General features: G+C 73.3%; 21 protein-coding genes. 3 read left to right on the top strand and 18 right to left on the bottom strand.

The genetic code is table 11. The annotated features are described in order from the left end of the window. Positions 1-3: 3 nt before the first annotated feature. The 6 genes from hydA to ABZY31_RS05130 form a co-directional block, all read right to left on the bottom strand. On the bottom strand, positions 4-1,404 hold the full coding sequence (gene hydA, locus ABZY31_RS05155) for a dihydropyrimidinase (protein ID WP_356404979.1): 1,401 nt from the start codon (positions 1,402-1,404) through the stop codon (positions 4-6). Positions 1,405-1,456: 52 nt separating this feature from the next. Further along, positions 1,457-2,710, bottom strand: a complete 1,254-nt coding sequence (locus tag ABZY31_RS05150; RefSeq protein WP_356405284.1) for an aspartate aminotransferase family protein — start codon at positions 2,708-2,710, stop codon at positions 1,457-1,459. 38 nt (positions 2,711-2,748) lie between these two features. Beyond that, entirely contained in the window at positions 2,749-3,591 is an 843-nt protein-coding gene (locus ABZY31_RS05145) for a nitrilase-related carbon-nitrogen hydrolase (RefSeq protein ID WP_356404977.1), read from the bottom strand. Positions 3,592-3,826: 235 nt separating this feature from the next. After that, positions 3,827-5,875, bottom strand: a complete 2,049-nt coding sequence (locus ABZY31_RS05140) for a hypothetical protein (RefSeq protein ID WP_356404975.1) — start codon at positions 5,873-5,875, stop codon at positions 3,827-3,829. Between the two features lie 45 nt (positions 5,876-5,920). Beyond that, entirely contained in the window at positions 5,921-6,301 is a 381-nt protein-coding gene (locus tag ABZY31_RS05135; RefSeq protein ID WP_356404973.1) for a PPOX class F420-dependent oxidoreductase, read from the bottom strand. 84 nt (positions 6,302-6,385) lie between these two features. Continuing rightward, entirely contained in the window at positions 6,386-6,637 is a 252-nt protein-coding gene (locus tag ABZY31_RS05130; protein WP_356404971.1) for a helix-turn-helix transcriptional regulator, read from the bottom strand. 92 nt (positions 6,638-6,729) lie between these two features. Between ABZY31_RS05130 and map the strand changes: the two genes are divergently transcribed. Then, positions 6,730-7,497, top strand: coding sequence for a type I methionyl aminopeptidase (gene map, locus ABZY31_RS05125; RefSeq protein ID WP_356404969.1), 768 nt, complete (start codon positions 6,730-6,732; stop codon positions 7,495-7,497). Positions 7,498-7,610: 113 nt separating this feature from the next. Here the strand turns inward: map and ggt are convergent, their stop codons facing one another. Continuing rightward, positions 7,611-9,413: a gamma-glutamyltransferase gene (gene ggt, locus ABZY31_RS05120; protein ID WP_356404967.1), complete on the bottom strand. Its 1,803-nt coding sequence runs from the start codon at positions 9,411-9,413 to the stop codon at positions 7,611-7,613. A gap of 128 nt (positions 9,414-9,541) precedes the next feature. On the opposite strand from ggt, the gene ABZY31_RS05115 reads away from it, so the two are divergent. Beyond that, complete coding sequence (locus ABZY31_RS05115) at positions 9,542-10,267, top strand: hypothetical protein (RefSeq protein ID WP_356404965.1); 726 nt, start codon at positions 9,542-9,544, stop codon at positions 10,265-10,267. On the opposite strand, the gene ABZY31_RS05110 is transcribed toward ABZY31_RS05115, so the two are convergent. The 5 genes from ABZY31_RS05110 to murJ all read right to left on the bottom strand — a co-directional run bounded on the left by ABZY31_RS05110 (position 10,227) and on the right by murJ (position 16,131). Further along, positions 10,227-11,513, bottom strand: a complete 1,287-nt coding sequence (locus ABZY31_RS05110; protein ID WP_356404963.1) for a cytochrome P450 — start codon at positions 11,511-11,513, stop codon at positions 10,227-10,229. The two genes, ABZY31_RS05115 and ABZY31_RS05110, sit on opposite strands and share 41 nt — an antisense overlap. A 146-nt stretch (positions 11,514-11,659) precedes the next feature. Beyond that, a complete protein-coding gene (locus ABZY31_RS05105) occupies positions 11,660-12,178 on the bottom strand; it encodes a hypothetical protein (RefSeq protein WP_356404961.1) in 519 nt (172 codons plus the stop codon). After that, positions 12,175-13,629, bottom strand: coding sequence for a HAMP domain-containing sensor histidine kinase (locus tag ABZY31_RS05100; protein ID WP_356404959.1), 1,455 nt, complete (start codon positions 13,627-13,629; stop codon positions 12,175-12,177). The genes ABZY31_RS05105 and ABZY31_RS05100 overlap by 4 nt, the downstream gene beginning before the upstream one ends. Positions 13,630-13,637: 8 nt before the next feature. Then, positions 13,638-14,318, bottom strand: coding sequence for a response regulator transcription factor (locus ABZY31_RS05095; protein WP_356404957.1), 681 nt, complete (start codon positions 14,316-14,318; stop codon positions 13,638-13,640). A gap of 73 nt (positions 14,319-14,391) precedes the next feature. Then, positions 14,392-16,131: a murein biosynthesis integral membrane protein MurJ gene (gene murJ, locus ABZY31_RS05090; RefSeq protein ID WP_356404955.1), complete on the bottom strand. Its 1,740-nt coding sequence runs from the start codon at positions 16,129-16,131 to the stop codon at positions 14,392-14,394. A gap of 465 nt (positions 16,132-16,596) precedes the next feature. Between murJ and ABZY31_RS05085 the strand changes: the two genes are divergently transcribed. Then, a complete protein-coding gene (locus ABZY31_RS05085) occupies positions 16,597-17,739 on the top strand; it encodes an Ig-like domain-containing protein (RefSeq protein ID WP_356405283.1) in 1,143 nt (380 codons plus the stop codon). Positions 17,740-17,951: 212 nt separating this feature from the next. On the opposite strand, the gene ABZY31_RS05080 is transcribed toward ABZY31_RS05085, so the two are convergent. The 6 genes from ABZY31_RS05080 to ABZY31_RS05055 form a co-directional block, all read right to left on the bottom strand. Continuing rightward, positions 17,952-18,833: an amino acid ABC transporter permease gene (locus ABZY31_RS05080; RefSeq protein WP_356404953.1), complete on the bottom strand. Its 882-nt coding sequence runs from the start codon at positions 18,831-18,833 to the stop codon at positions 17,952-17,954. Then, positions 18,830-19,474 carry an amino acid ABC transporter permease gene (locus tag ABZY31_RS05075; RefSeq protein ID WP_356404951.1) on the bottom strand — a complete coding sequence of 215 codons (645 nt, stop codon included), beginning with the start codon at positions 19,472-19,474 and terminating at the stop codon, positions 18,830-18,832. Before ABZY31_RS05075 ends, ABZY31_RS05080 begins: the two co-directional genes overlap by 4 nt. A 17-nt stretch (positions 19,475-19,491) precedes the next feature. Beyond that, positions 19,492-20,418, bottom strand: a complete 927-nt coding sequence (locus tag ABZY31_RS05070) for a glutamate ABC transporter substrate-binding protein (RefSeq protein WP_356404949.1) — start codon at positions 20,416-20,418, stop codon at positions 19,492-19,494. Between the two features lie 12 nt (positions 20,419-20,430). Then, entirely contained in the window at positions 20,431-21,174 is a 744-nt protein-coding gene (locus ABZY31_RS05065; RefSeq protein WP_356404947.1) for an amino acid ABC transporter ATP-binding protein, read from the bottom strand. A 135-nt stretch (positions 21,175-21,309) separates the two neighbouring features. Continuing rightward, positions 21,310-21,750, bottom strand: a complete 441-nt coding sequence (locus ABZY31_RS05060) for a DUF6278 family protein (protein ID WP_356404945.1) — start codon at positions 21,748-21,750, stop codon at positions 21,310-21,312. A gap of 106 nt (positions 21,751-21,856) precedes the next feature. Next, a complete protein-coding gene (locus tag ABZY31_RS05055; protein ID WP_356404943.1) occupies positions 21,857-22,636 on the bottom strand; it encodes an exodeoxyribonuclease III in 780 nt (259 codons plus the stop codon). Between the last annotated feature and the right edge of the window lie 5 nt (positions 22,637-22,641).

Raw genomic sequence — 22,641 nt, 5'->3', positions numbered from 1 at the left:
GGCTTACAGGTACTGGCAGGTGGCGCGGGGTACGAAGGCGCCGTGCCCGGGACGGCCCACGAACTCGCGCCGGTCGATGACGAGTTCGCCGCGCGAGAGGACCGTGTCGACGCGTCCGGTGATCCGCCTGCCCTCGTACGCCGAGTAGTCCACGTTCATGTGGTGCGTCTCTGCGGAGATGACCTGCTCGGCGTGCGGATCGTAGAGGACGATGTCGGCGTCGGCGCCGGGGGCGATGGTGCCCTTCTTGGGGTAGAGGCCGAACATCCGGGCAGGGGTCGCGCACGCGATCTCGATCCAGCGGCGGCGGCTGATGTGCCCGTCCAGCACGGCCTGGTGGAGCAGGTCCATGCGGTTCTCCACCCCCGGCAGCCCGTTGGGGATCTTGGAGAAGTCGCCGCGGCCCAGCTCCTTCTGGCCGCGGAAGCAGAAGGGGCAGTGGTCGGTGGAGACCACTTGGAGGTCGTTGGTCCGCAGGCCCCGCCACAGGGCCGCCTGGTGTTCGCGGGGGCGCAGCGGCGTGGAGCAGACGTACTTGGCGCCCTGGAAGTCCGGCTCGGCGAGGTTGTCGGTGGACAGGAACAGGTACTGCGGGCAGGTCTCGCCGAAGACGGGGAGCCCCTTGTCGCGGGCGGCCGCCAGCTCCGCCACCGCTTCCTCCGCCGAGACGTGGACGACGTACAGCGGCGCGCCCGCGACCCGCGCGAGGGCGATCGCCCGGTGGGTGGCCTCGGCTTCGAGGAGCACCTTGCGGACCTCGCCGTGGTGGCGGGGGTCACTCTCGCCGCGGGCCAGGGCCTGTTCGACGAGGACGTCGATGGCGATGCCGTTCTCGGCGTGCATCATGATCAGCCCGCCGTTGTGCGCGGAGCGCTGCATGGCGCGCAGGATCCGGCCGTCGTCGCTGTAGAAGACGCCGGGGTAGGCCATGAACAGCTTGAAGGAGGTGATGCCCTCCTCGACCAGCAGGTCCATCTCCTTGAGGGTGCCCTCGTTGACGTCGGAGAGGATCATGTGGAAGCCGTAGTCGATGGCGCAGTTGCCGTCGGCCTTGGCGTACCAGGTGTCCAGGCCCTCGCGCAGGGCCTGGCCCACGCTCTGGACGGCGAAGTCCACGATGGTGGTGGTGCCGCCCCAGGCGGCGGCGCGGGTGCCGGTCTCGAAGGTGTCGGAGGCGGCGGTGCCCCCGAAGGGCAGTTCCATGTGGGTGTGGACGTCGACGCCACCGGGGATGACGTACTTCCCGCTCGCGTCGATCGTACGGTCGGCCGTCCAGGCGGTGGCGGCCGCCGAGCCGTGCGTGGCGAGCGCGGCGATCCGGCCGTCCTCGATCAGGACGTCCGCGTGCAGCTCGTCGGCGGCGGTGACGACCAGGCCGCCGGTGATCAGGGTGCGGTTGGGCATGTGCCCCTCCCCGGTGGGTGGTTGAGGACGGCGGGCGTGCGGGCGAGCGGGGTTAGGTCAGCGTGCGCAGGGCCCCGGCCAGGATCTCGGCGCCCTCCTCCGCTTCGGAGACGGTGAGCGACAGCGGCGGCGCGATGCGCAGCACGCTGGTGTTGTAGCCGCCGCCCTTGCCCAGCAGCAGTCCGCCGGCGCGGGCGGCCTCCAGTACGGCGGCCGCCGCCTCCGGGTCCGCTTGGTCGGTGCCGGGCCGGGTCAGTTCGATGCCCGCCATCAGGCCCCGGCCGCGCACCTCCCGTACGGCGGGCACGCCGGCGGTGACGGCGCGCAGCCGCTCCAGCAGCAGACCGCCCACGCGCCGGGCGTTGCCCTGGAGGTCGTGTTCCAGGAGGTAGCCGAGATTGGCCACGCCGGCCGCCATCGTCACGGGCGAACCGCCGAAGGTGGAGATGGAGTTGGCGTCCAGGCAGTTCATGATCTCGCCGCGGGCCACGACGCCGCCGATGGACATGCCGTTGCCGATGCCCTTGGCGAAGGTGAGGATGTCCGGCGGGCCGTTCTGGGCGTGCGCCTGCCAGCCCCAGAAGTGGTCGCCGGTACGGCCCCAGCCGGTCTGGACCTCGTCGCTGATCCAGAGGATGCCGTGCCGGTCGAGGACCTCGCGGAAGGCGCCGTAGAGACCGTCGGGCGGGGAGGTGAACCCGCCGACGCCCTGCACCGGTTCGGCGATCAGGGCGGCCACGCCGCCGCGCGCCTGGCCGAGTACGTCCTCCAGGTCCGCGACCGCCGCGGCCGTGAACTCGGCATCGGGCAGGGGGGCGAAGGGGCCGCGGCCGCGCACCGCGCCGTGGACGTAGTACGTCTGGAGCGGCGAGAGGCTGGTCGGGGACCAGCCGCGGTTGCCGGTGAGGGACACCGTGGCGAAGGACCGGCCGTGGTAGCTGTTGCGCATCGCCAGGATCTGGTTGGAGCGGCGGTACGTCGTCGCGAGCAGCAGGGCGGTGTCGTTGGCCTCGGTGCCGGAGGTGGTGAAGAAGACCCTGGCGTCAGGGATGCCGGAGAGGGCCGCGATCCGCTCGGCGAGTTCGACCATCGGCCGGTTGAGGTACAGGGTGGAGGAGTGGATGATCCGCCCGGCCTGTTCGGCGACGGCCTTGGTGACCTCGGGGAGGGCGTGGGCGGTCATGGTGGTGAGGATGCCGCCGAAGAAGTCCAGGTAGCGGTTGCCGTCGGCGTCCCAGACGTGGCGGCCCTCGCCGTGCGTCAGCTCGATGGGGCGGTCGTAGTACAGGGCCAGCCATTCGGGCATGACGGCCTGGTGGCGGCTGTGGAGCGGGATCGGGTTGGTCACGGCTGTACGAGTCCTCCGTAGGCGTCGGGACGGCGGTCGCGGTAGAAGGCCCACTGGTCGCGGACTTCCTTGATGAGGTCGAAGTCCAGGTCCCGGACGAGGAGTTCCTCCTCCTTGTCGCTGGCGACGTCGCCGACGAACTGACCGCGCGGGTCGACGAAGTAGCTGGTGCCGTAGAAGTCGTTGTCGCCGTACTCCTCCTGGCCGACCCGGTTGATGGCCGCGACGAAGTACTCGTTGGCCACGGCGGAGGCGGGCTGCTCCAGCTGCCACAGGTAGCCGGAGAGGCCGCGCGAGGTGGCGGAGGGGTTGTAGACGAGCTGGGCTCCGGCCAGTCCGAGGGCGCGCCAGCCTTCGGGGAAGTGGCGGTCGTAGCAGATGTAGACGCCGACCTTGCCGACGGCCGTGTCGAAGACGGGCCAGCCGAGGTTGCCCGGGCGGAAGTAGTACTTCTCCCAGAAGCCCCTGACCTGGGGGATGTGGTGCTTGCGGTACTTGCCGAGGTAACTGCCGTCGGCATCGATGACGGCCGCGGTGTTGTAGTAGAAGCCCTCGTCCTCCAGCTCGAAGACCGGGACGACGATGACCATGCCGGTCTCGCGGGCGAGCTCCTGCATCCGGCGGACGGTCGGGCCGTCGGGGACGGCCTCGGCCCAGCGGTAGTGCTCGGGCTCCTGGACCTGGCAGAAGTAGGGGGCGTTGAACACCTCCTGGAACCCGATGATCCGCGCCCCCTGGGCGGCGGCCCGGCGGGCGTGCTCCTCGTGTTTTGCGATCATCGACTCGGTGTCGCCGGTCCAGGTGGCCTGGACCAACGCGGCGCGGACGAGGTGGGCCATGAGCTGCTCCTTGCGACGGGACGCCGGCCTCTACGCACGTAGACGGTGTGCGTAGGGAGTCGAAAGTAGGCCTCGTCACACTCCGGGGCAAGACCACCGCGCACGGATGGCCGAGACGATCAACATAGGTCGCGTCATGGTCGATTGCGGTCAGGGTGGGGCGCGGGTCGGACAGGGGCTGGGGGCGGCCGCCTGTGGGGGCTCGGGGAGGGCCGCTCGGAGGAGCCGGGGCGGCTCAGGAGGTGGCGATTCCGGCCACCCGGAAGGCGTGGGCGAGGTCCCGGTGGGCGGATCCGGGCAGCCCGCGGGCAGCCGCCAGCAGCCGCGGACCGAACCACCCCGGGTCCCGGCGCGCGAGCCGGGCCGCCTCCTCCGCGGTGCGCACCCGTACGAAGGCCTCCAGCAGGGCGTCGGCCTCGCGGGCCCGGCCGGCCGCGCCGAGCGCGAGGGCCGTGTCCGCGATCTCCGGGGCGGGGCGGGCGGCGCCCTGGCGCAGCAGCCGGTCGCCGTCGGCGTGGCGCCCGGCGTCCCCGAGCGCGGCGGCGACCGCGGCCAACCGGTCGGGGGGCAGCGAGGCCGCCTCCCAGAGCAGCGCGGCCCAGTCGGCCGCGAGCCCGGCCCGCTCCAGCTCCCGGCCCAGCCCGGGGAGCAGCGCCGCGTCCCACCCGGCGGCCTCACCGAGCAACGCGTGCGCCTCCCCGCTCCGCCCCTGCCCCCGCAACCCGATCAACTCCCCCACGACCGCCGCTGCCCCGGAGCCGCCGACGCGAGACGAGACGCTGCCGGGGAGGTTCCCGTACGCGGCGGGGTGCGGGTGCGGTGGCTGGGCGCCGGGGGCGGGGGCGGGACCGCCGGGGGCGGGCCGGTGGTCGGGGCCGGGCCACCCGTGCGGGGCGGCGAAGCCGGGCTCGACGGGGGCCGGGTGCGGGACCCCCGCGCTGCCGGGTCGGTGGGTGGGTCCGGCGGAGCCGTACGCCACGGCGACGGCGGGGTTGGGCCAGGGGAGGCGGGCCGCTTCTGCGGGGTCGGGCCCGGGGACCCCCGTGCCCCGGGCGCCGTGCTGCGGGGTCGCCGGCCGTGGGGCCGCGGCGGCGGTGGAGTCCGTACCGGCGGGGCCCGGTCGGCCGGTGCCGGCTCCCGTAGCCGCTGCGAGATCCTCGGGCGGCGAGCCCGCCGCGTGCCGCCGCGCCGGAGCCGGGCGGCCGAAGCGGGCTCCGCGCAGGGCCACGGGGGCCGGGGCCTCCGTAAGCCCCAGCCCCGGTGGTGCCGCGACGGCCCCCGTGTCATGGCTCTCCGGCGCCGCCCCGGCGAACCTCGCCCCGCCGCTCCTGCGAGGCCCCCGGCCGCGGGGCCGCGCCGGGCCCGCCGCGTCCGGCGGCACTCCGTCCGACGTTCCCGCCCCCGCGACCCGTACGGCCTCGGGCGCATCCGCGCCCTCCACCCCCAGCGGCACCCCGACCGGCCACCCCTCCCCCGGCACCCGTACCGCCCCGGGCACATCCGGGCCTGGCCAGCCGCCCCGGGGCGCGTCCCCACCCGCCACCTCCAGCGGCACCCCGACCGGCCACCCCTCCCCCGGCACCCGTACCGCCCCGGGCACATCCGGGCCTGGCCAGCCGCCCCGGGGCCCGTCCGCACCCGCCACCCCCAGCGGCGCCGGATCCGGCGCTCCGGCTCCGGCCCCGGCCGCCGCCCCCCGTACGGCGTCGGGGGCGGTCAGGGCCGTCGTGTGCGGCCGTGGCTCCGCGTGCGCCCAGCGGGGAGGGGGGACGGAGTCGGGCAGCGGGGTCAGGGCGGAGAGGCGGGCGGTCAGGTCCGCGCAGCGGGAGGCGGCGCGGGCGAGGTCGTCGCGGGTCCAGGCCAGTTCCCGGGCCAGGGGCGCGGCGGCGGCCGGATCGGGCGCGGCGGACAGCCGCGCGGTCAGGACGCGGACGGCGGCCTCCGCCGCCCCCCGCTGCGCGTCGGCGGCCGCGAGCAGCGCGTGCAGTTCCTCCTCGCCTCCCGGCATCCGGTCGTGGGCGAGGGCGGCGGCCCGCCGCAGCCGGGCCGCGTGCCGGGACCGCTCGGCCGCCTCCCGGGGGCCCCGCAGCGCCGCCACGTCCTGGAGCAGCGACTCCATCACGTCCCACGGCGCCAGCGCGGTTCCGTCCAGGCAGGCCCGCACGCCCTCCGGGTCCCGGCGCAGGAACTCTCCGTACCAGCCCGCACCCGGGTCCAGGGTTTCGGTCAACGCCCGCAGATGTTCGGCCAGTTGAGCGATCGCCGTCGAACTCACCGTCTCCATGACGGCATTGGACCCCACCCGTGTTACAGGCGGGCTACGGCAATCTCAAAGCTTCACGGCGATCGCGGTGTGCGGACGCTTCCCCCGCCGGGCCAGCATCGCGGGCACGTCCACCATCCAGTACTGCCACGTGTACTTCCGCGCCATCAGTTTCCGCACCCGGTCCAGGCCCGCATCGTCCAGCAGCCGGGCCTCCCCCTCGCGGGGCGTCGCGCCCTCCACGACCTGGCCGCGCACGTCGCAGGCCACGACGGAGACCCGCGCGTCGTTGCGGATCCGCTTGACCTTCCAGGTGTCGCTCTTCGTCCAGATGTACAGCTCGCCGCCGTCGGCCACGGCCCACACCGGCGTCGCCACCGGCGTCCCGTCCTTGCGGTAGGTGGTGAGACTGACGTACCGGGACCGGCCCAGCTCCTCAAGAGTCATGGCCCGAAGACTAGGCCCCGGACCCTGGAGCCCCGCTCGCCGGGCCGTCCACCGCCGCGCCGTCCGGCGGACGTGGACGTCCCGTCAGGCGGGTACGAACGCGCACTGCCGCAGCAGGTCGTCCATCGAGAGGCCGAGGGTGGTGGCCAGGGCGGCGACGGTGAAGAAGGCGGGCGTGGGGGCGCGGCCGGTTTCGATCTTGCGCAGCGTCTCGGCGGAGAGTCCGGCGGCGGCGGCGATCTCGACCATGCTGCGGCTGCCGCGCGAGGCGCGCAGCAGCGCGCCCAGGCGCTCGCCGCGCTCGCGCTCTTCCGGGGTGAGGGGGGTGCGGACCATGCCCCCATCGTACCCCGCCACCCGATTCCTATACCGGTATGACTATCCCGGTACGAGTATCCCGGTAAAGAAATACCGGTATAGTAATGGGCATGGTGGAACTCAAGACAGAACAGTCGATCGGCGCGATGCGCGAGGCCGGCCGCGTGGTCGCCCGCGCCCTGGACGCGGTGCGGAAGGCGGCGGGCGTCGGCGTGTCCCTGCGGGAACTGGACGCGGTGGCCCGGGAGGTGCTGCACGGGGCGGGCGCGGGCTCGCCCTTCCTCGGATACCGGCCGCGGTTCGCGCCCACGCCCTTCCCGGCGGTCGTGTGCGCCTCCGTCAACGACGCGATCGTGCACGGCATCCCGGACGGCTACCGGCTGCGCGACGGCGACCTCGTCAGCATCGACTGCGGGGCCACCCTGGGCGGCTGGGCCGGGGACGCGGCGGTCAGCTTCACGGTCGGCCGGGCCCGCCCCGCCGACCTGGCGCTGATCGGGGCGGCCGAGCGGGCCCTGGCCGCGGGCATCGCCGCGGCCAGGCCGGGGAACCGCATCGGCGACATCGCCCACGCGATCGGTACGGTCGGCCGCGCCGCCGGATACGGCATACCCGACGGCTTCGGCGGCCACGGCATCGGCCGCGCCATGCACGAGGACCCGGGCGTGCCCAACGAGGGCCCGCCGGGGCGCGGCATGAAGCTGCGCCCCGGCATGGTCCTCGCGATCGAGCCGATGCTGGTCGCGGGCGGTACGGACGACTACCTGACCGACGACGACGGCTGGACCCTGCGGACCGTGGACGGCAGTCGCGCGGCGCACGCCGAGCACACCGTCGCCATCACCTCAGCCGGTCCGCGGGTCCTCACCGCCCTCTGAGCCGGCGCACACCGCTCACGGGCACGCCTCGCGCCGACCATCGGGCCGGCGCGGCTCCCACCGGCCGTCGTCCGGCACGCCTCTCACTCAGCGTCGTCCGGCACGGCTCCCGCTCACGGACGCCCGTGCGGGCTGACCACCATCGCGGAGCCGCCGCCGCGCCGGGTGGTCTCGGCGGCCGCGAGCCAGCGGCCGTCCGGGAGCCGCTGGACGCCGGTGGCCGCGCCGATCTCCGGGTTGGGCCGGAAGCCCTGCCCCAGGGCCTCCAGTTGAGCGCGGACCGGGCTGTCCCACAGGCCCGGCTCCAGTTCGGTGGTGGTCTGGTTGCGCTGGCTGGCCCGCGGCGCGGCGATCGCGTCGACCAGCGGCAGGCCCCGGTCCAGGGTGCCGACCAGGGTTTGGAGCACGGTGGTGATGATGGTGGCGCCGCCCGGAGAGCCGACGGCCAGGACCGGCCGCCCGTCCTTGAGGACGATGGTCGGGGACATCGAGGAGCGCGGCCGCTTGCCGGGGCCGGGCAGGTTCGGGTCCGGGACGCCGGGGGCGGCCGGAGCGAAGGAGAAGTCGGTCAGCTCGTTGTTGAGCAGGAAGCCGCGGCCGGGGACGGCGATGCCGCTGCCGCCGGTGGATTCGATGGTGAGCGTGTAGGAGACGACGTTGCCCCAGCGGTCGGCGACCGTCAGGTGGGTGGTGTTCTCCCCCTCGTAGGTCGTCGGGGCGCTCCGCCCGGTGGTGGCGCAGGGGGCGGGGTGGCGCGGGTCGCCGGGGGCCAGCGGGCTGGTCAGCGCCCGGTCGGGCGAGATCAGGCAGGCCCGCGAGTCGGCGAACGCCTGCGAGAGCAGCTCGCGCGTCGGGACGTCCACGGCGGCCGGGTCGCCCACCCAGCGCCCCCGGTCGGCGAAGGAGATCCGCGAGGCCTCGATGAACCGGTGCAGGTACTGCGTCTCGGAGAGCTTCCCGAGGTCGCTGCGCTCCAGGATGTTCAGGGCCTCGCCGACGGTGGTCCCGCCCGAGGAGGAGGGCGCCATGCTGTAGACGTCCAGGCCCCGGTAGTTCACCCGGGTCGGCGCCTGCCGCTTGGTGTCGTACGCGCGCAGGTCGCGGGCGGTCAGGTCGCCGGGGCGGACGGTGCGGGTGGCGGCCGGGTCGACCGGGGGCTTGCGGACGGCGGCGACGATGTCGTCGGCGATCGGGCCCCGGTAGAGGGCGCCGGTGCCCTTGCGCCCGAGCTCGGCGTAGGTGGCGGCCAGGTCGGGGTTCTTGAAGGTGGAGCCGACCACGGGCAGGGCGCCCCCGGGCAGGAAGAGCTTGCGGGTCGCCGGGAAGTCCTTGAACCGGTCCTGGTTCAGCTGGGTCTGGGCGCGGAAGGTGGCGTCCACGGTGAAGCCGTCGCGGGCCAGCTTCTCGGCGGGGCGCAGCAGTGCGTCGAGCGGGCGGCTGCCCCAGGACTTCAGAGCGGTGTCCCAGGTGTCGGGCGTCCCGGGGACGCCGACGCTGCGGCCGCTGGTCTGGCCCTGGTCGAAGGGGATCGGTACGCCGTTCTCCTGGAAGAGGGTGGCGGTGGCCGAGGCCGGGGCGGTCTCACGGCCGTCGATCGTGTGCACCCGGCGGGACTTCGCGTCGTAGTAGACGAAGTAGCCTCCGCCGCCGACGCCCGCGGAGTACGGCTCGGTGACGCCGAGGGCGGCGGCGGTGGCGACGGCTGCGTCCACCGCGTTACCACCGGCGCGCAGGACGGCGATCCCCGCCGCCGAGGCGTCGGCGTCCACGCTGGCCACGGCCCCGCCGTAGCCGACGGCGACCGGGGTCTTGGGCGGGGCGGCGGTGTCGGCGGCCGCGGGCGGGGCGGCGGCGGTCGCCGCGAGGGCCGCGGTGAGGGCGAACAGCGGTAACGCGCGGGCGGTGGGACGGCGCATCGAACCTCCACGTAGGGCAGTGTGCCCGCGAGCCTAACCGCCGTCCGGCGCCGCGTCAGGAAGGCCGGGGCACGGGGCCCGTCACCCGCGCCTGGCACGCGGCGAGTGCACCCCCTACGATCCGCCGCATGAACGACGACGTACGCAACATCGTGCTCGGGGTGGTGGCGACCGCCGTCAGCGGTGGTTTCGGCTGGTTCTCCCGTACGTACCTCTGGCGCCGCGCGCTGCGCCGCAAGCAGGCCTTCTTCGGGCTGCCGAACGGCTCGGACTGCCTGTTCGTGGTGAACCGACAGATGGGCGGCACCGAGGGCTCGGTGCACCGCAACGACGCCTTCGCGCTGCTGGAGATATCGGCGCTGATCAAGGACTGCGGGGCGAACGTCCAGATCGTCACGCACGACGGGGTGCGCCAAGGCTTCGGCGAGCGGGCCGAGTTCTGTGTCGGGGGGCCGGTCTCCAACGCGCGGACCACGGCCCACCTCGCCTCGATGCTGCCCGGCGTCCGGGTGGACCTCAGCTCCGAGCCCGGTCCGGACCGGGGCGCCATCCACGTCGGCGGCGAGGTCTACCGCTGGCAGAAGGGCGCCGTGGAGCACGTCCTGCTGGCCCGCCTGACGAACGGGCCGGGCGCGCGCCCGGTGTTCCTGATCTCCGGGCAGACCGCCGTCAGCAACCAGGCCGGAGCCCGCTACCTGGCCCGCAACCACCAGCGGCTGGCGCGCACGTACGGCTCGGCCTCCTTCTGCCTCGTGGTGAAGGTGATCAACTCCGATGCCTACGGGCCGGACGTGGCCGAACTGCTGGCGGACGTCACCCGGAGCGCCCGGACACCCGAAGCGGCAGCCGTGTGATCCCGTTGATGAAGTTGGACACCAACCGCCTTGGCTCGCCGACGATTTCGGGCGGCGGCATGGCCGCGCGCCATTCCTCGTGGAGCACCCGGAGCTGAAGCCGGGCGAAGTGCGCGCCGAGGCATACGTGCGGTCCGTCGCCGAAGGAGACGTGCGGGTTGGGCGTCCGGGCGAGGTCGATCCGGTGGGGGTCGGCGAAGACCCGCTCGTCGTGGTTGGCGGCGGCGTGGAAGACGACCACCTTGTCCCCGGCCCGGATCCGCCGCCCGGCCAGCTCCGTGTCCCGGGCGGCGGTGCGCCGGAAGCTCAGGACCGGCGGGTGGACGCGCAGGAGTTCCTCGACGGCCCGGTCCACCGGGACCCGGCCCGCGGCGAGGTCCCGGCGCGCGGCGGGGTCGCGGGCCAGGGCGAGCAGGCCGCCGGGCGCGGCGGACCGTACGGTGTCGTTGCCCGCGACGGTGAGCAGGAAGAAGAACATCTCCAGCTCCCCTTCGGCCAGTTCGGCGTGGGCGAGCACGCTCATCAGGTCCTCCGCGGGCCGGGCGCGCTTGGCCGCGGCCAGTTCGCGCGCGTAGCCGAACATCTCGCCGAGCAGTGCGGGCGAGCGCGGGTTGAGGGGGACCCCGTCCGGGCCGAGCCGCGGCGCGGGCGCGTCCTGCGGATCCTGGTAGCCGATGATCCGTACGGTCCAGTCCAGCAGCAGGGCCCGGTCGGCGGCCGGGATGCCCATCAGGTCGGCGAGGTTCAGCAGCGCGTACTCGTCGGTGACCGTGCGCACCACGTCGGCCGCACCGTCCACGGCGCCGTCCCGGGCGGCGGCCAGCAGGTTCCGGGCGCGCTCGCGGACCCGCCCGGCGAAGGCGTCGACCCGGGCGGGGGTGAAGGCGCGGGCCGCCAGCCGGCGCAGCCGGCCGTGTTCCGGGGGGTCCTGGTTGAGCATGGTGCGCCGGATGAACGGCAGGTCGGCGGGGTCGGGGTCGCGGATCTGGGTGGCACCGAGGCAGGAGGAGTACACGGCGTGGTCGCGGAGCACCCGCACCACGTCGGCGTGCCGGGTGACGGCCCAGAAGCCGGGTCCGGCGGGCCAGCCGAGGACCTCCGGCTCGGCCTGCCAGGCGACGGGGTGGTGGTCGCGCAGGATCCGGTAGCGCGCGTGGGGCACGCCCGCGGCGTACGTCCGGGGGTCGAAGACGTCGGGGACGGCAGGGGCATCGGGGACGGCCGGGACGGCGGGCGCGTGGTCCATGGGGCCACGGTGACGGCCGGGCGCCGCGCACCGCAAGGGGACGGGACCGCGCGGGGCGGCCCACCCTGGCCGGAGGCCGGATGTGACCGGCCGACGCCCCGGCCGGTGGTGACCGCGCCGGGGGCACCGGAGCCGGCACCGACCCGTCAGCGCGCCAGCGGGCACCGGAGCGGGGCCGTGGCCCCGTCGGCTGCCAGCAGCACCACCTCGGTCGTGCCCGTGTGGTCCGCCGAGAGGGCCGCGGTGCAGACCAGCTGGTTCTTCGCGGTGCCGGACAGCTCCGCGTTCCGGAAGGACGGCAGCCGCACCAGCAGCCGGTCCTGCTCGTCGCGCTCGACGCGCGGCGGGACGGCTGCCTTGCCGCCCGGGGCGTGCAGCGCGGTGGTCAGCCCGGCGGCCCTCGCCTCGGCGTCGGGGCCCGCGAGGAGCCGGGAGAGCAGGACGCCGGTGGCGACGTGCGGACCCGCGACGGGCACGGTCGGCGCGAGCCGCCCGTCGGGGGCGACGAAGTACACGACGTCGACATCGGGCGGTCCGGCCACCGTGACGCTCGCGGGACGGCCGCTCTCCACCACCCCGGTCTCCTTGATCCCGCACCCGGCCGCCAGCAGCGGGAGCAGCAGGGCGGCGGCCGCCGCGGCCCGAACGCCGGTGCGGCGGGTCATGCGCGGGCCTCCAGCGGCATCTCGACGGTGAACACGGCGCCGCCCTCGGCGCCGTTGGCGGCGCGGACGGTCCCGCCGTGCAGCCGGACGTTCTCCAGGGTGATGGCCAGGCCCAGTCCGCTGCCCGCCGACCGGGTACGGGCCGCGTCCGCCTTGTAGAAGCGGTCGAAGATGTGGGGCAGCGCCTCGGGGGCGATCCCCGGGCCGCTGTCGGCGATCTCCACGGTCAGCCGTTCCCCTTCGGGGTGGGGGCGGGTGCGGGCGGTGATCCGTACCGGCGCGCCGCCGTGCCGCAGGGCGTTGCCGACCAGATTGGCGAGGACCACGTCGAAGCGGCGCGGGTCGAGCCGGGCCCTGATGCCCGCGGGGAGGTCGGCGACCACCTCGTCCTCGCCCCAGTGGCGCAGTTCGAGGGTCTTGCCGACGGCTTCGGTGAGGTCGACGTCGTCGAGGTTGAGCCCGGCGGCGCGGGCGTCGAAGCGGGAGATCTCCATCAGGTCCTCGACCAGGACGGCGAGCTTGCCGGTCTCGGCGCTGATCAGCCGGAGCGCCTTGGCGGTGTCCGGGGCGAGGTCGAGGTGCTCGGCGTCCTCGTCGAGCACCTCGGTGACGGCGAGCATCCCGGCGAGCGGGGTGCGCAGTTCGTGCGAGACGTCGGCGGCGAAGCGGCGGGCCCGGGTCTCGGCCTGCCGGAGGTCTTCGACGGAGCGCTCCAGCGCGCGGGCGGTCTCGTTGAAGGTCTCGGCGAGCCCGGCCAGTTCATCGGCCCCCCGGACCTCGATCCGGGTGTCGAGCCGGCCTCGCCCCATGCGCTGGGCGGCGGTGCGCAGGTTGCGGACGGGCCGGAGCACGCTGCGGGCGGCGAGCAGCGCCGGGACCAGGGCGATGGCGAGGCCGGGGAGCGCGCCGGTGCGGGCGGCGTCGACCATGAGGGCGACGGTCTGCTCCTCGGTCGTGAGCGGCATCACGGCGTAGAAGACGGCGCCGGTGGGCTGGACGAAGCCCTGCCGGGCGAAGACGGCGGGCACGCCGACGACCAGGTAGGGGCGGCCGGTGGCGGACTGGACCCGCTGGAAGGCGGCGTGCGGGTTGACCGTGATCTGGTGGCGCAGCTTCTCGCTGAGGAGGGGTGAGCGGGCAGCGCCCCCGGACGTGGAGCTGACGCGCAGGGCGCCGTATTCGCCGTAGACCGCCCAGGTGTGCGGCTTGCCGCGCTTGCCCAGCTCGTTGACCTGGTACTGGAGGGTCTGCCGGTCGACCGGCAGGGTGATCCCGAGGCCCTCCACCTGGTCGCGGAGGGTGGCCACGGCGGTGTCCTGGCTCTGCGTGAGGACTGCGGTGCGCGCCTGCCGGTAGGTGAGGGCCGCGGTGGACACGGCGCTGATCGCGGCGACGAGGAGGAAGGCGGCGATGAGCCGGGTGCGCAGGCCGAGGGGGGCGATCCGTCGCACGGCGGGCCCTACAGGGGGCCGAAGCGGTAGCCGAAGCCGCGCACGGTCCGGATGTAGCGGGGGCTGCCGGGTACGTCCTCGATCTTGTTGCGCAGGCGGCGGACGCAGGCGTCCACGAGCCGGGCGTCGGCGTGGTAGCTGTGGTCCCAGACGTAGGCGAGCAGCTGCTGGCGGCTGAAGACCTGCTCGGGCGAGGCGGACAGGTGCAGCAGCAGTTTGAGCTCGCTGGGGGCGAGGGCGACGGGCACGCCGTTCTTCTCGACGGCAAGTCCCGCCCGGTCGACGGCCAGTTCGCCGTGGCGCTCGACGCCCTGGCGGCCCGCGGGCGCGGACAGGCGCCGCAGTACCGCCTTGACCCGGGCCTCGATGACCTCGGTGCGCGCGGGTTTGACGATGTAGTCGTCGGCTCCCGCCTCCAGTCCGACGACGATGTCGAAGTCGTCGCCCCGCGCGGTCAGCATGATGACCGGGATCTGGCTGGTCTCCCGGATCCGCGTGCAGACCTGGACCCCGTTGATGCCGGGCAGCATCAGGTCGAGGAGGACCAGCTCGGGCCGGAACACGGCGAGTTGGGCTAGGCCGGCCTCGCCCGTCTCGGCGGCATGCACCTCGTGCCCGCGCCGGCGCAGGCCGAGCGCCACCCCTTCCCTGATCGAGGGGTCGTCCTCTATGAGCAGTACGCGTGGCATCCGGTCAGTGTCCCAGGTGTTTTGAGTGGTTTCCTCACCCTAACGGCCCCCACGTGCCTTCGGCCCACCGCGGCTAACGTCCCAGCGCGCGCCGCAGGGAGCCCGGCAGGTCGGTGATCCCGGTGAGCCGCAGCGGCCGGGCGAGGAGTACGACGGTCAGGGCCAGGGCCGCGGTTCCCGCGCCGAGCGCGGCGAGGGTGCCGAAGCCCTCGGCGGCCCGGGCCGCGGCGTGGCCGGCGGCCCCCGCGGGCAGGCAGGCGAGCAGCAGCCGCAGGTGGGTGCCGAGCGCGGTGGCCTGCGGCGCGGTGCCCGTCCGCGGGCCCAGGCGCCGGGCGAGGGCGTACGCCGTCACGGCCGTGCCCGCGCAGAGGGCGACGGTGTAGGCGGCGGCCATGCCGGTGACGGCCCAGCGCGGGGGCAGCAGGAGGTAGGCGGCGGCGGAGAGGCCGCCGTTGAGCACCGCGATCACCAGGTTCAGGAAGAACGGGGTGCGGGTGTCGGACAGGGCGTAGAAGCCGCGCGAGAGGACGTACTGCCCCGAGAAGGCGATCAGGCCGGGGGCGAAGGCCGTGAGGATGCCCGCCATGACCGCGATGTCGGCGGGGCCGGTGCGCCCGTGCTCGAAGACGGCGCCCATCACCCAGGGCGCGAGGGCGGCGAAGAGCGCGGCGGCCGGGACGACCAGGGCCGCGCTGGTGCGCAGGGCGTACGAGACGTCGCGGCGCAGCCGGCCGAGGTCCGCGTCGGCCGCGGCCGCGCTCATCCGGGGCATCAGGGCGGTGACGAGGGAGACGGTGATGATGCCCTGGGGGACGATCCACAGCTGGAAGGCGTTGCCGTAGGCGGTGTAGCCCGCGCCGCCCGCCAGGCCGTCCAGGGCGGCCCGCTGTCCCGTGGAGGTGGAGAGCCGGGTGACGACCCAGTAGGCGATCTGGTTGGTGAGGACGAGCATCACCAGCCAGCCCGCGTTGCGCAGCGGGCGGGCGAGGCCGCTGCCGCGCCAGTCGAAGCGGGGGCGCCAGCGCATGCCGGCCGCGCGGAGCGAGGGAAGCAGGGCGAGGGCCTGGACGACGATCCCGGCGGTGGTGCCCCAGCCCAGGAGCCGGGCGTCGGCGGCCGTCAGGCCCTCCGCACCTGCGTGACCGCCCCGGGAGAGGTGGAGGAAGAGCCCGAAGACACCGATGACCACGAGGTTGTTGAGGACCGGGGTCCACATCATCGCGCCGAACCGGCCCCGGGCGTTGAGCACTTGCCCGAGCAGGGTGAACAGGCCGTAGAAGAGGATCTGCGGGAGGCAGTAGCGGGCCAGGGCGACGGTCGTGCTCGCCTGGGCCCCGTCGTAACCGGTGTACGCCGCGACGATCAGCGGGGCGCCGAACACGGCGGCGGCGGTCAGGAGTACGAGCGCCGCGGTGCACGCGGTCAGCAGCCGGTCCGTGTAGGCGGCGCCGCCGTCGGCGTGTTCCTTGGCCGCGCGGACCAGTTCGGGCACGAAGACCGCGTTCAGCGCGCCGCCGATGAGCAGCATGTAGAGGATGTTGGGCACGGTGTTGGCGACCGCGTAGCCGTCGCCGAGCAGTCCGGTGCCGAGGGCCGCGACGACGACGGCGGAGCGGACGAAGCCGGTGGCGCGCGAGACGACCGAGCCCGCGGCCATGAGGGCGCCGCTGCGCAGCACGGAGGGCGTGCGCGCCCGCGCGCCGGCGGGCGGGGCGCCAGCGGACGGGGCGCCGACGCGCGGTCGGCCCAGCAGCGGCGGGCCGGGCACGCCGGGTGCCCCCGCGCGGGGCGCGGTGTCGGTACGGCCGTCCATCGGGATCTCCACTCGCCGGGCGGGGGCGACGACCTGTCCGCCGGCGCGCGGTCCCGCGGCGCGGCAGCCCGGAGGAAGGTGCGTCGGGGTGAGGGTGGAGGGTACCCCGCCGCCGTCCGAACCGTCGTCGGGGGCGTTGTCGGGACGTCGCCCGGGCCGCCTTCCGGGCCCCCGACTGCCGCCGTCGGCCGCGGCACCTGATTCGCCGTCGCAACGCCTCCCGCCGCGCCGGTGCGACGGGTTGTCGAGGGACGGTGCACGCGGGACACCGCGGGACGACGGTCGGTCGCAGTGAAGATCACAGCGTCAACGCGGATCTTTTTCCCGCACCCCGCAACCGAACACTGCGCCTTTCGCTCTTTGTTTGCGAATGGTCATCACATCGGAGGGTTTTCGTTGAGCCGCACACGCCGTACCGCACCGCCCCGCCGCCCGGCCCCGGCGGGACGCGGCCACCGCGCCGCCCTGGCCGCCACCGCGCTGCTGGCCGCCGCGGCCCTCACCGCCTGCTCGGGCGGTCCGGGCGGCGACGGCAAGGCCGAGATGAAGAACAAGGCGCCGATGGCGATCTCCGTGAATCTGGCGGGCGACCGGGTGAAGGCGGGCGAGCCGGTCAGGGTGACCCTCGCAGAGGGCAAGCTCGCCCAGGTCAAGGTGGTCGACGGCAAGGGCGGGGAGCTGGCGGGCCGGATAGCCGAGGACGGGCGGAGCTGGACCTCCGAGCGCAACGCCTCGCCAGGTCAGGACTACAAGGTCGACGCGCAGAACACCGAGAGCCAGAGCGCGAGCACGAAGTTCCAGACGACCGCCGCGGACAAGGTGAACAAGGTCACGATCAACCCGGGCCGCGCCACCCCGGTCGTGGGCATAGCCCAGCCGGTGTCGATCGTCTTCGACAACCCGGTCAAGAACAAGGCCGAGGTCGAGAAGCACCTGAAGGTCACCACCTCGAACAACACCGAGGGCGCGTGGGGCTGGTTCAAGGACTACTCGGGCAACGACCGCGTGGACTGGCGCCCCAAGGAGTACTGGAAGTCCGGTACGGACGTGAAGGTCGAGATGAAGCTGAACGGCATCGACTCGGGCGGCGGTTACTTCGTCAAGGACTACGACACCGCGTTCAAGATAGGCAAGGACCGCCGGATGACGGTCGACCTCGACACCAGGAAGATGTCGGTCTCCGAGGACGGCCGGGTGGTCAAGTCGATCCGGATCTCGGCCGGTACGCCGGGCGGCCAGAAGGCCTCCTGGTCCGGGAAGATGGTGCTGATGGCCAAGGAGGGCACCATCCGGATGGACTCCCAGACGGTCGGCCTCGGCGACTCCTACGACAAGATGGTCGACAGCTCGATGCGGTTGACCTGGTCGGGCATGTACGTGCACGCCGCGCCCTGGAACAGCGCCAACTTCGGTAACGCGAACACCAGTTCCGGCTGCGTGGGGATGAGCACCGCGGACGCCGCGGCCTTCTACGAGGAGTCCCAGGTCGGCGACCTCATCGAGGTGGTCGGCGAGGGCTCCAAGGGCAATGCGGACATCGGCAACGGCTACGGCGAGTGGAACCTCAGCTGGGCGGACTGGCAGAAGAAGAGCGCCGTACAGAACTGACTTCGCCCTGGGCCTGGCCCCCCCGGCTGGAAGTCCCGTAGCGGCGACCGTGGACACCGTCGACCCGCTCCACATCGCGCACAACCCCACCGGCGCGCAGCTGACCTTCTCCTCGCCGCGCACCGATCCGTCCTGCGTCTCGGTACCGCTGCGCGAGCAGTGATCCACGGCTGCCGCCGGGCGGGGTGGCGCTCTCGGGGCTCCTCGGGGCGTTACGGACCGCCCGGCAGCAGGCTCCCCGCCTCGGCCGGACCCACGTGGGCGGCCTCGGTCTTCGGGTTGCGCCGCTGGCGCCGGGCCATCCGGGTGGCGAACCAGGACAGCAGCATGCACATGCCGATGTAGACCGGCGAGATGATCATCACGACCGGGATGAAGGGCAGGTCGTAGTCGAGGTTGGACGCGATGAGCTTGCCGGCGTGCAGGAACTCCTCGTAGGTGATCAGGAAGCCGAGCGAGGTGTCCTTGAGGGCCACCACGAGCTGGCTGATGATGGTCGGCAGCATCGCCCGGACCGCCTGCGGCGCCAGGACGAAGGTCATCACCTGTGTCTTGCGCATGCCCAGCGCGTACGCCGCCTCCCGCTGCCCGCGCTCCACCGCGTTGATGCCCGTGCGGAAGACCTCGGCCAGCACCGAGCCGTTGTAGAGGGTCAGCCCCGCCACCAGCGCGGGCAGCGGCTGGACCTTCAGCGCGACGAAGATGAAGAAGATCATCACCAGCACCGGCATGGCCCGGAAGAACTCCACGCACAGCGTGGCGGCCCAGCGCACCGGCCGGTGCGCGGACAGCCGTCCGGTGGCCAGGACGGCGCCGAGGGCCAGAGAGAGCACCGACGCGTAGGCGAAGGCCTTGAGCGTGTTGCCCAGCCCCGTCAGCAGCAGCCGCTGGATGCCCGTGTACGCGAAGGGGCTCCACTTGCCGGCGGTGAACTGGTCGGTGTCGAAGAGCAGGTACCCGATCCAGCCCAGCAGGGCCAGGATCACCGCGGTCGACACCGTTCCGTACAGGAAGTGGCGCCGCCGGGCGCGCGGGCCGGGGATGTCGTAGAGCGCCGTGGACCCCGGGTCTCCGTGCAGCGCGTGTGCGGTCATCGGGCGACTCCCCAGCGCTTCTCCAGCACGTTGAAGAGCGCGCTGATGGACAGGGTGATGATCAGGTAGCCGACGGCGATCCAGACGAAGGTCCAGATGATGCTGTAACCCAGTTCGTTGAGCGTCTTGTACGTGCCCAGCAGCTCGGTGACGCTGAAGGCGCCGGCGATCGCCGAATTCTTGGCGAGGGCGATCAGGGTGGATCCGATGGGCGGGATGACCGACCGGAAGGCCTGGGGCAGCACCACCGTGCCCAGCGTCTGCCCGAAGGACATGCCGAGGCTCCGGGCGGCCTCGCCCTGGCCCTTGGGCACGGTGTTGATGCCGGAGCGCAGGACCTCGCAGATGAATGCGGAGGTGTAGCAGCCGAGCGCCAGGACCGCGAAGAGCTGGAAGGGCAGGACCAGCCCGAAGCGGGGCAGGCCGAGCAGGACGGCGAAGAAGAGCAGGGTGAGCGGGGTGTTGCGCAGGACGGCCACCCACACCGTGCCGAGCACCCGGAAGGAGCCGATCGGCGCGACCCGGAAGGAGGCCATGACGAAGCCGAGCACCAGGGCGAGCAGGGAGGCGTAGACGGTCAGTTCGACCGTGCCGAGGAAACCCTTGCCGTAGAGCGAGAAGTTGCTGGTCAGTACGTCCATGCCGGTACGGGCTCCTCTCAGCTCGCGGGATAGCGGTCGATGGCGGGCGGCTTCGGGGCGGGCACTCCGGACAGGCCGAGGGTGGCCGCGTAGGCCTTGGTCCAGTCGCCGTTCTTCTCGTGCGCCGCGAGGGCGTCGTCGAGGGCGAAGCGCAGGGCGTTGTCGGAGCGCGGTACGCCGATGCCGTAGGGCTCCCGCGAGAAGGGCCTGCCGACGACCTTCAGCTCCTCGGGAACCTTGGCCGCGTAGCCGAGCAGGATCGAGTCGTCGGTGGAGACGGCGTCCACCTGGTAGGTCAGCAGGTTGTCCACGCACACGGAGTAGGTGTCGTAGGCGACGAGGACCGCCTTCGGGAAGTCTTTCTGGAGGCGCTGGAAGGGGGTGGAGCCGGCCGCCGAGCAGACCTTCTTGCCCGCGAGGTCCGCCGGGCCCTTGATGTCCTTCTCGTTCCGGCGGACCAGCAGGGACTGGCCCGCCATGTAGTACGGCCCGGCGAAGCCGACCTGCTTCTTGCGGTTGTCGTTGATCGTGTAGGTGCCGACGTAGTAGTCGATCTGGCCGTTCTGCAGGGCCGTCTCGCGGTTGGCGGAGGCGATCGTCCTGAACTCGATCGTCTTCGGGGCGAAGCCGAGGGAGGCGGACATCATCTTCGCGATCTCGATGTCGAAGCCGGAGTAGCGGCCGCTCGCGGGGTCCTTCTCCCCCATGTACGGCTGGTCCTCCTTGGCGCCCACCACGAGGCGGCCGCGCCGCTTCGCCTTCTCCCAGGTCGCTGAACCGGGCACCCGGAAGCCGGTGTCCACGTGGTAGACCGGCAGGTCCTCGGGCTGCGGGCCCTTGACCGGCGGGCTGCCGGACTTGCCGCAGCCGCTCACCGCGCCGAGCAGGGCGAGGGTCAGCGCGAGGGCGCAGGCGGGCAGCCGGACGGCGCGTGTCGCGTGCATCGGGGCCGCCCCTCAGTGCTTGAGGATCTTGGAGAGGAAGTCCTTGGCCCGCTCGCTCTCGGGGGCGGTGAAGAACTCCTCCGGCGTGCGGTCCTCGATGATCTTCCCGTCGGCCATGAAGACGACGCGGTTGGCGGCGGAGCGGGCGAAGCCCATCTCGTGGGTGACCACGACCATGGTCATGCCCTCGCCGGCGAGCTGCTGCATGACCTCCAGCACCTCGTTGATCATCTCCGGGTCGAGGGCGGAGGTGGGCTCGTCGAAGAGCAGCGCCTTGGGGTTCATGGCCAGCGCGCGGGCGATGGCCACGCGCTGCTGCTGGCCGCCGGAGAGCTGCGCGGGGTACTTGTCGGCCTGGTCGGCCAGGCCGACCCGGTCCAGGAGTTCCCGGGACCGCTTGTCGGCCTCGTCGCGGCCGCGCTTCCTGACCTTCATCTGCGCGAGGGACACGTTGGCGAGCACGGTCTTGTGCGCGAAGAGGTTGAAGGACTGGAAGACCATGCCCACGTCGGCCCGCAGGGCGGCCAGGTCCTTGCCCTCCGCGGGCAGCGGCTTGCCGTCGAGGGTGATCGTGCCCGACTCGATGGTCTCCAGCCGGTTGATCGCCCGGCACAGGGTGGATTTGCCGGAGCCGGAGGGGCCGATGACCACCACCACCTCCCCGCGGCCGACGGTGAGGTTGATGTCCTGGAGGACATGCAGTTGTCCGAAGTGCTTGTTGACGTCCCGCAGCTCGATCAACGGATCGACGGCCATACGCTGCCCTGCCCACTTGTCGGTGTGTCGAGTCAGCGCAAACTATCCAGCGGGGAACGCGACTTCACCGCGACACGCACGACATGCCTAAAAGCGGCATAAACGTCACCGGCACGTGCACGGGGCGCTCCCGGATCAGCCCTCGGAGGCCTCCGCGTAGGTCTGGGACAGCTCCGGCGAGCCGGTCACCGCCCAGGACACCCCGCACTCGACCACGTTCAGCTCGCGGCCCGAGGCCAGCCGGATCACCGGCTGGCCGTTCGGCCACACCTGCCAGCCGCAGCCGGACAGGGTCTTGATGATCACCGTGCCCAGGTAGAAGCCCGCGTCGTTGCCGAGCCACGGCACGCTCTCGGGGTCCCGCCGCCAGCGCGGCATCAGCTGGTCGAGCGCCTCCAACGAGGCGGGGGTGCCGTCGAGTTCGAGACCGGCCGCGCGCGCCTGGGCGCGCAGCAGCTCGCACTCCGCGAACATCTCGCCCACGCCCTCGGGATCGTCCGAGAGGGCGGCGGCCAACGCCTCGCCGTGCTCGGTCTCGTGCCGGTTCAGCCACTGGCCCAGGAAGGGGATGTTCATACCGACCAGCCTGGCACCCGTATCCGCCGGGGGCCATAGGGCGCGCCTGGACGGCCGCGATCCGGGCCCGGTGGGCTAAAGGCCGGACCGGCTACGGCCGGACCCGCTAGACGTCCAGGTCCACCACGACCGGCGCGTGGTCCGAGGCGCCCTTGCCCTTGCGCTCCTCGCGGTCGACGTAGGCGTCCTTGACGGCCGCGGCGAAGGGGGCGTTCCCGTACACGAGGTCGATGCGCATGCCCTTGTTCTTGGGGAACGCGAGCATCCGGTAGTCCCAGTACGTGTAGGGGTGGTCGTACTTGAGCGGGCGGGGCACCACGTCGGTGAGCCCGGCGGCGCGCAGGGACTCCAGGGCGCCCCGTTCCTCGGGGGTGACGTGGGTCATGCCCTCGAAGACGGCCGGGTCCCAGACGTCCTCGTCGGTCGGGGCCACGTTGAAGTCGCCGAGCACCGCGAAGGGGCGGGGGCCCGCCGCGTCCTCGGCGACGGCCGCGGTGAGGGCGCCGAGCCACTCCAGCTTGTAGCCGTAGTGGTCGTGCGCCACCTCGCGGCCGTTGGGCACGTAGACGGACCAGAGGCGCACGCCGCCGCAGGTCGCGGAGACCGCGCGCGGCTCCGCCACGCCCTCGTAGTCCGGGCCGCCGGGCAGGCCGGTGACCACGTCCTCCAGACCGACCCGGGAGATCAGGGCCACGCCGTTCCACCGGCCGGTGGCGTGCACGGCCGACTCGTAGCCCAGCTCGCGCAGCTCGGCGTGCGGGAACTGCTCGGCGGAGCACTTGGTCTCCTGCACGCAGAGCACGTCGGTGCCGCTGGACTCCAGCCAGGCCAGCAGCCGGGGCAGCCGGGCGGTGATCGAGTTGACGTTGAAGGTGGCGATACGCATGTCCG

Source organism: Streptomyces sp. NPDC006529 (genome assembly GCF_040611795.1).
Taxonomy (GTDB): Bacteria; Actinomycetota; Actinomycetes; order Streptomycetales; family Streptomycetaceae; genus Streptomyces.
This window is presented reverse-complemented; position numbering and strand designations above follow the sequence as displayed.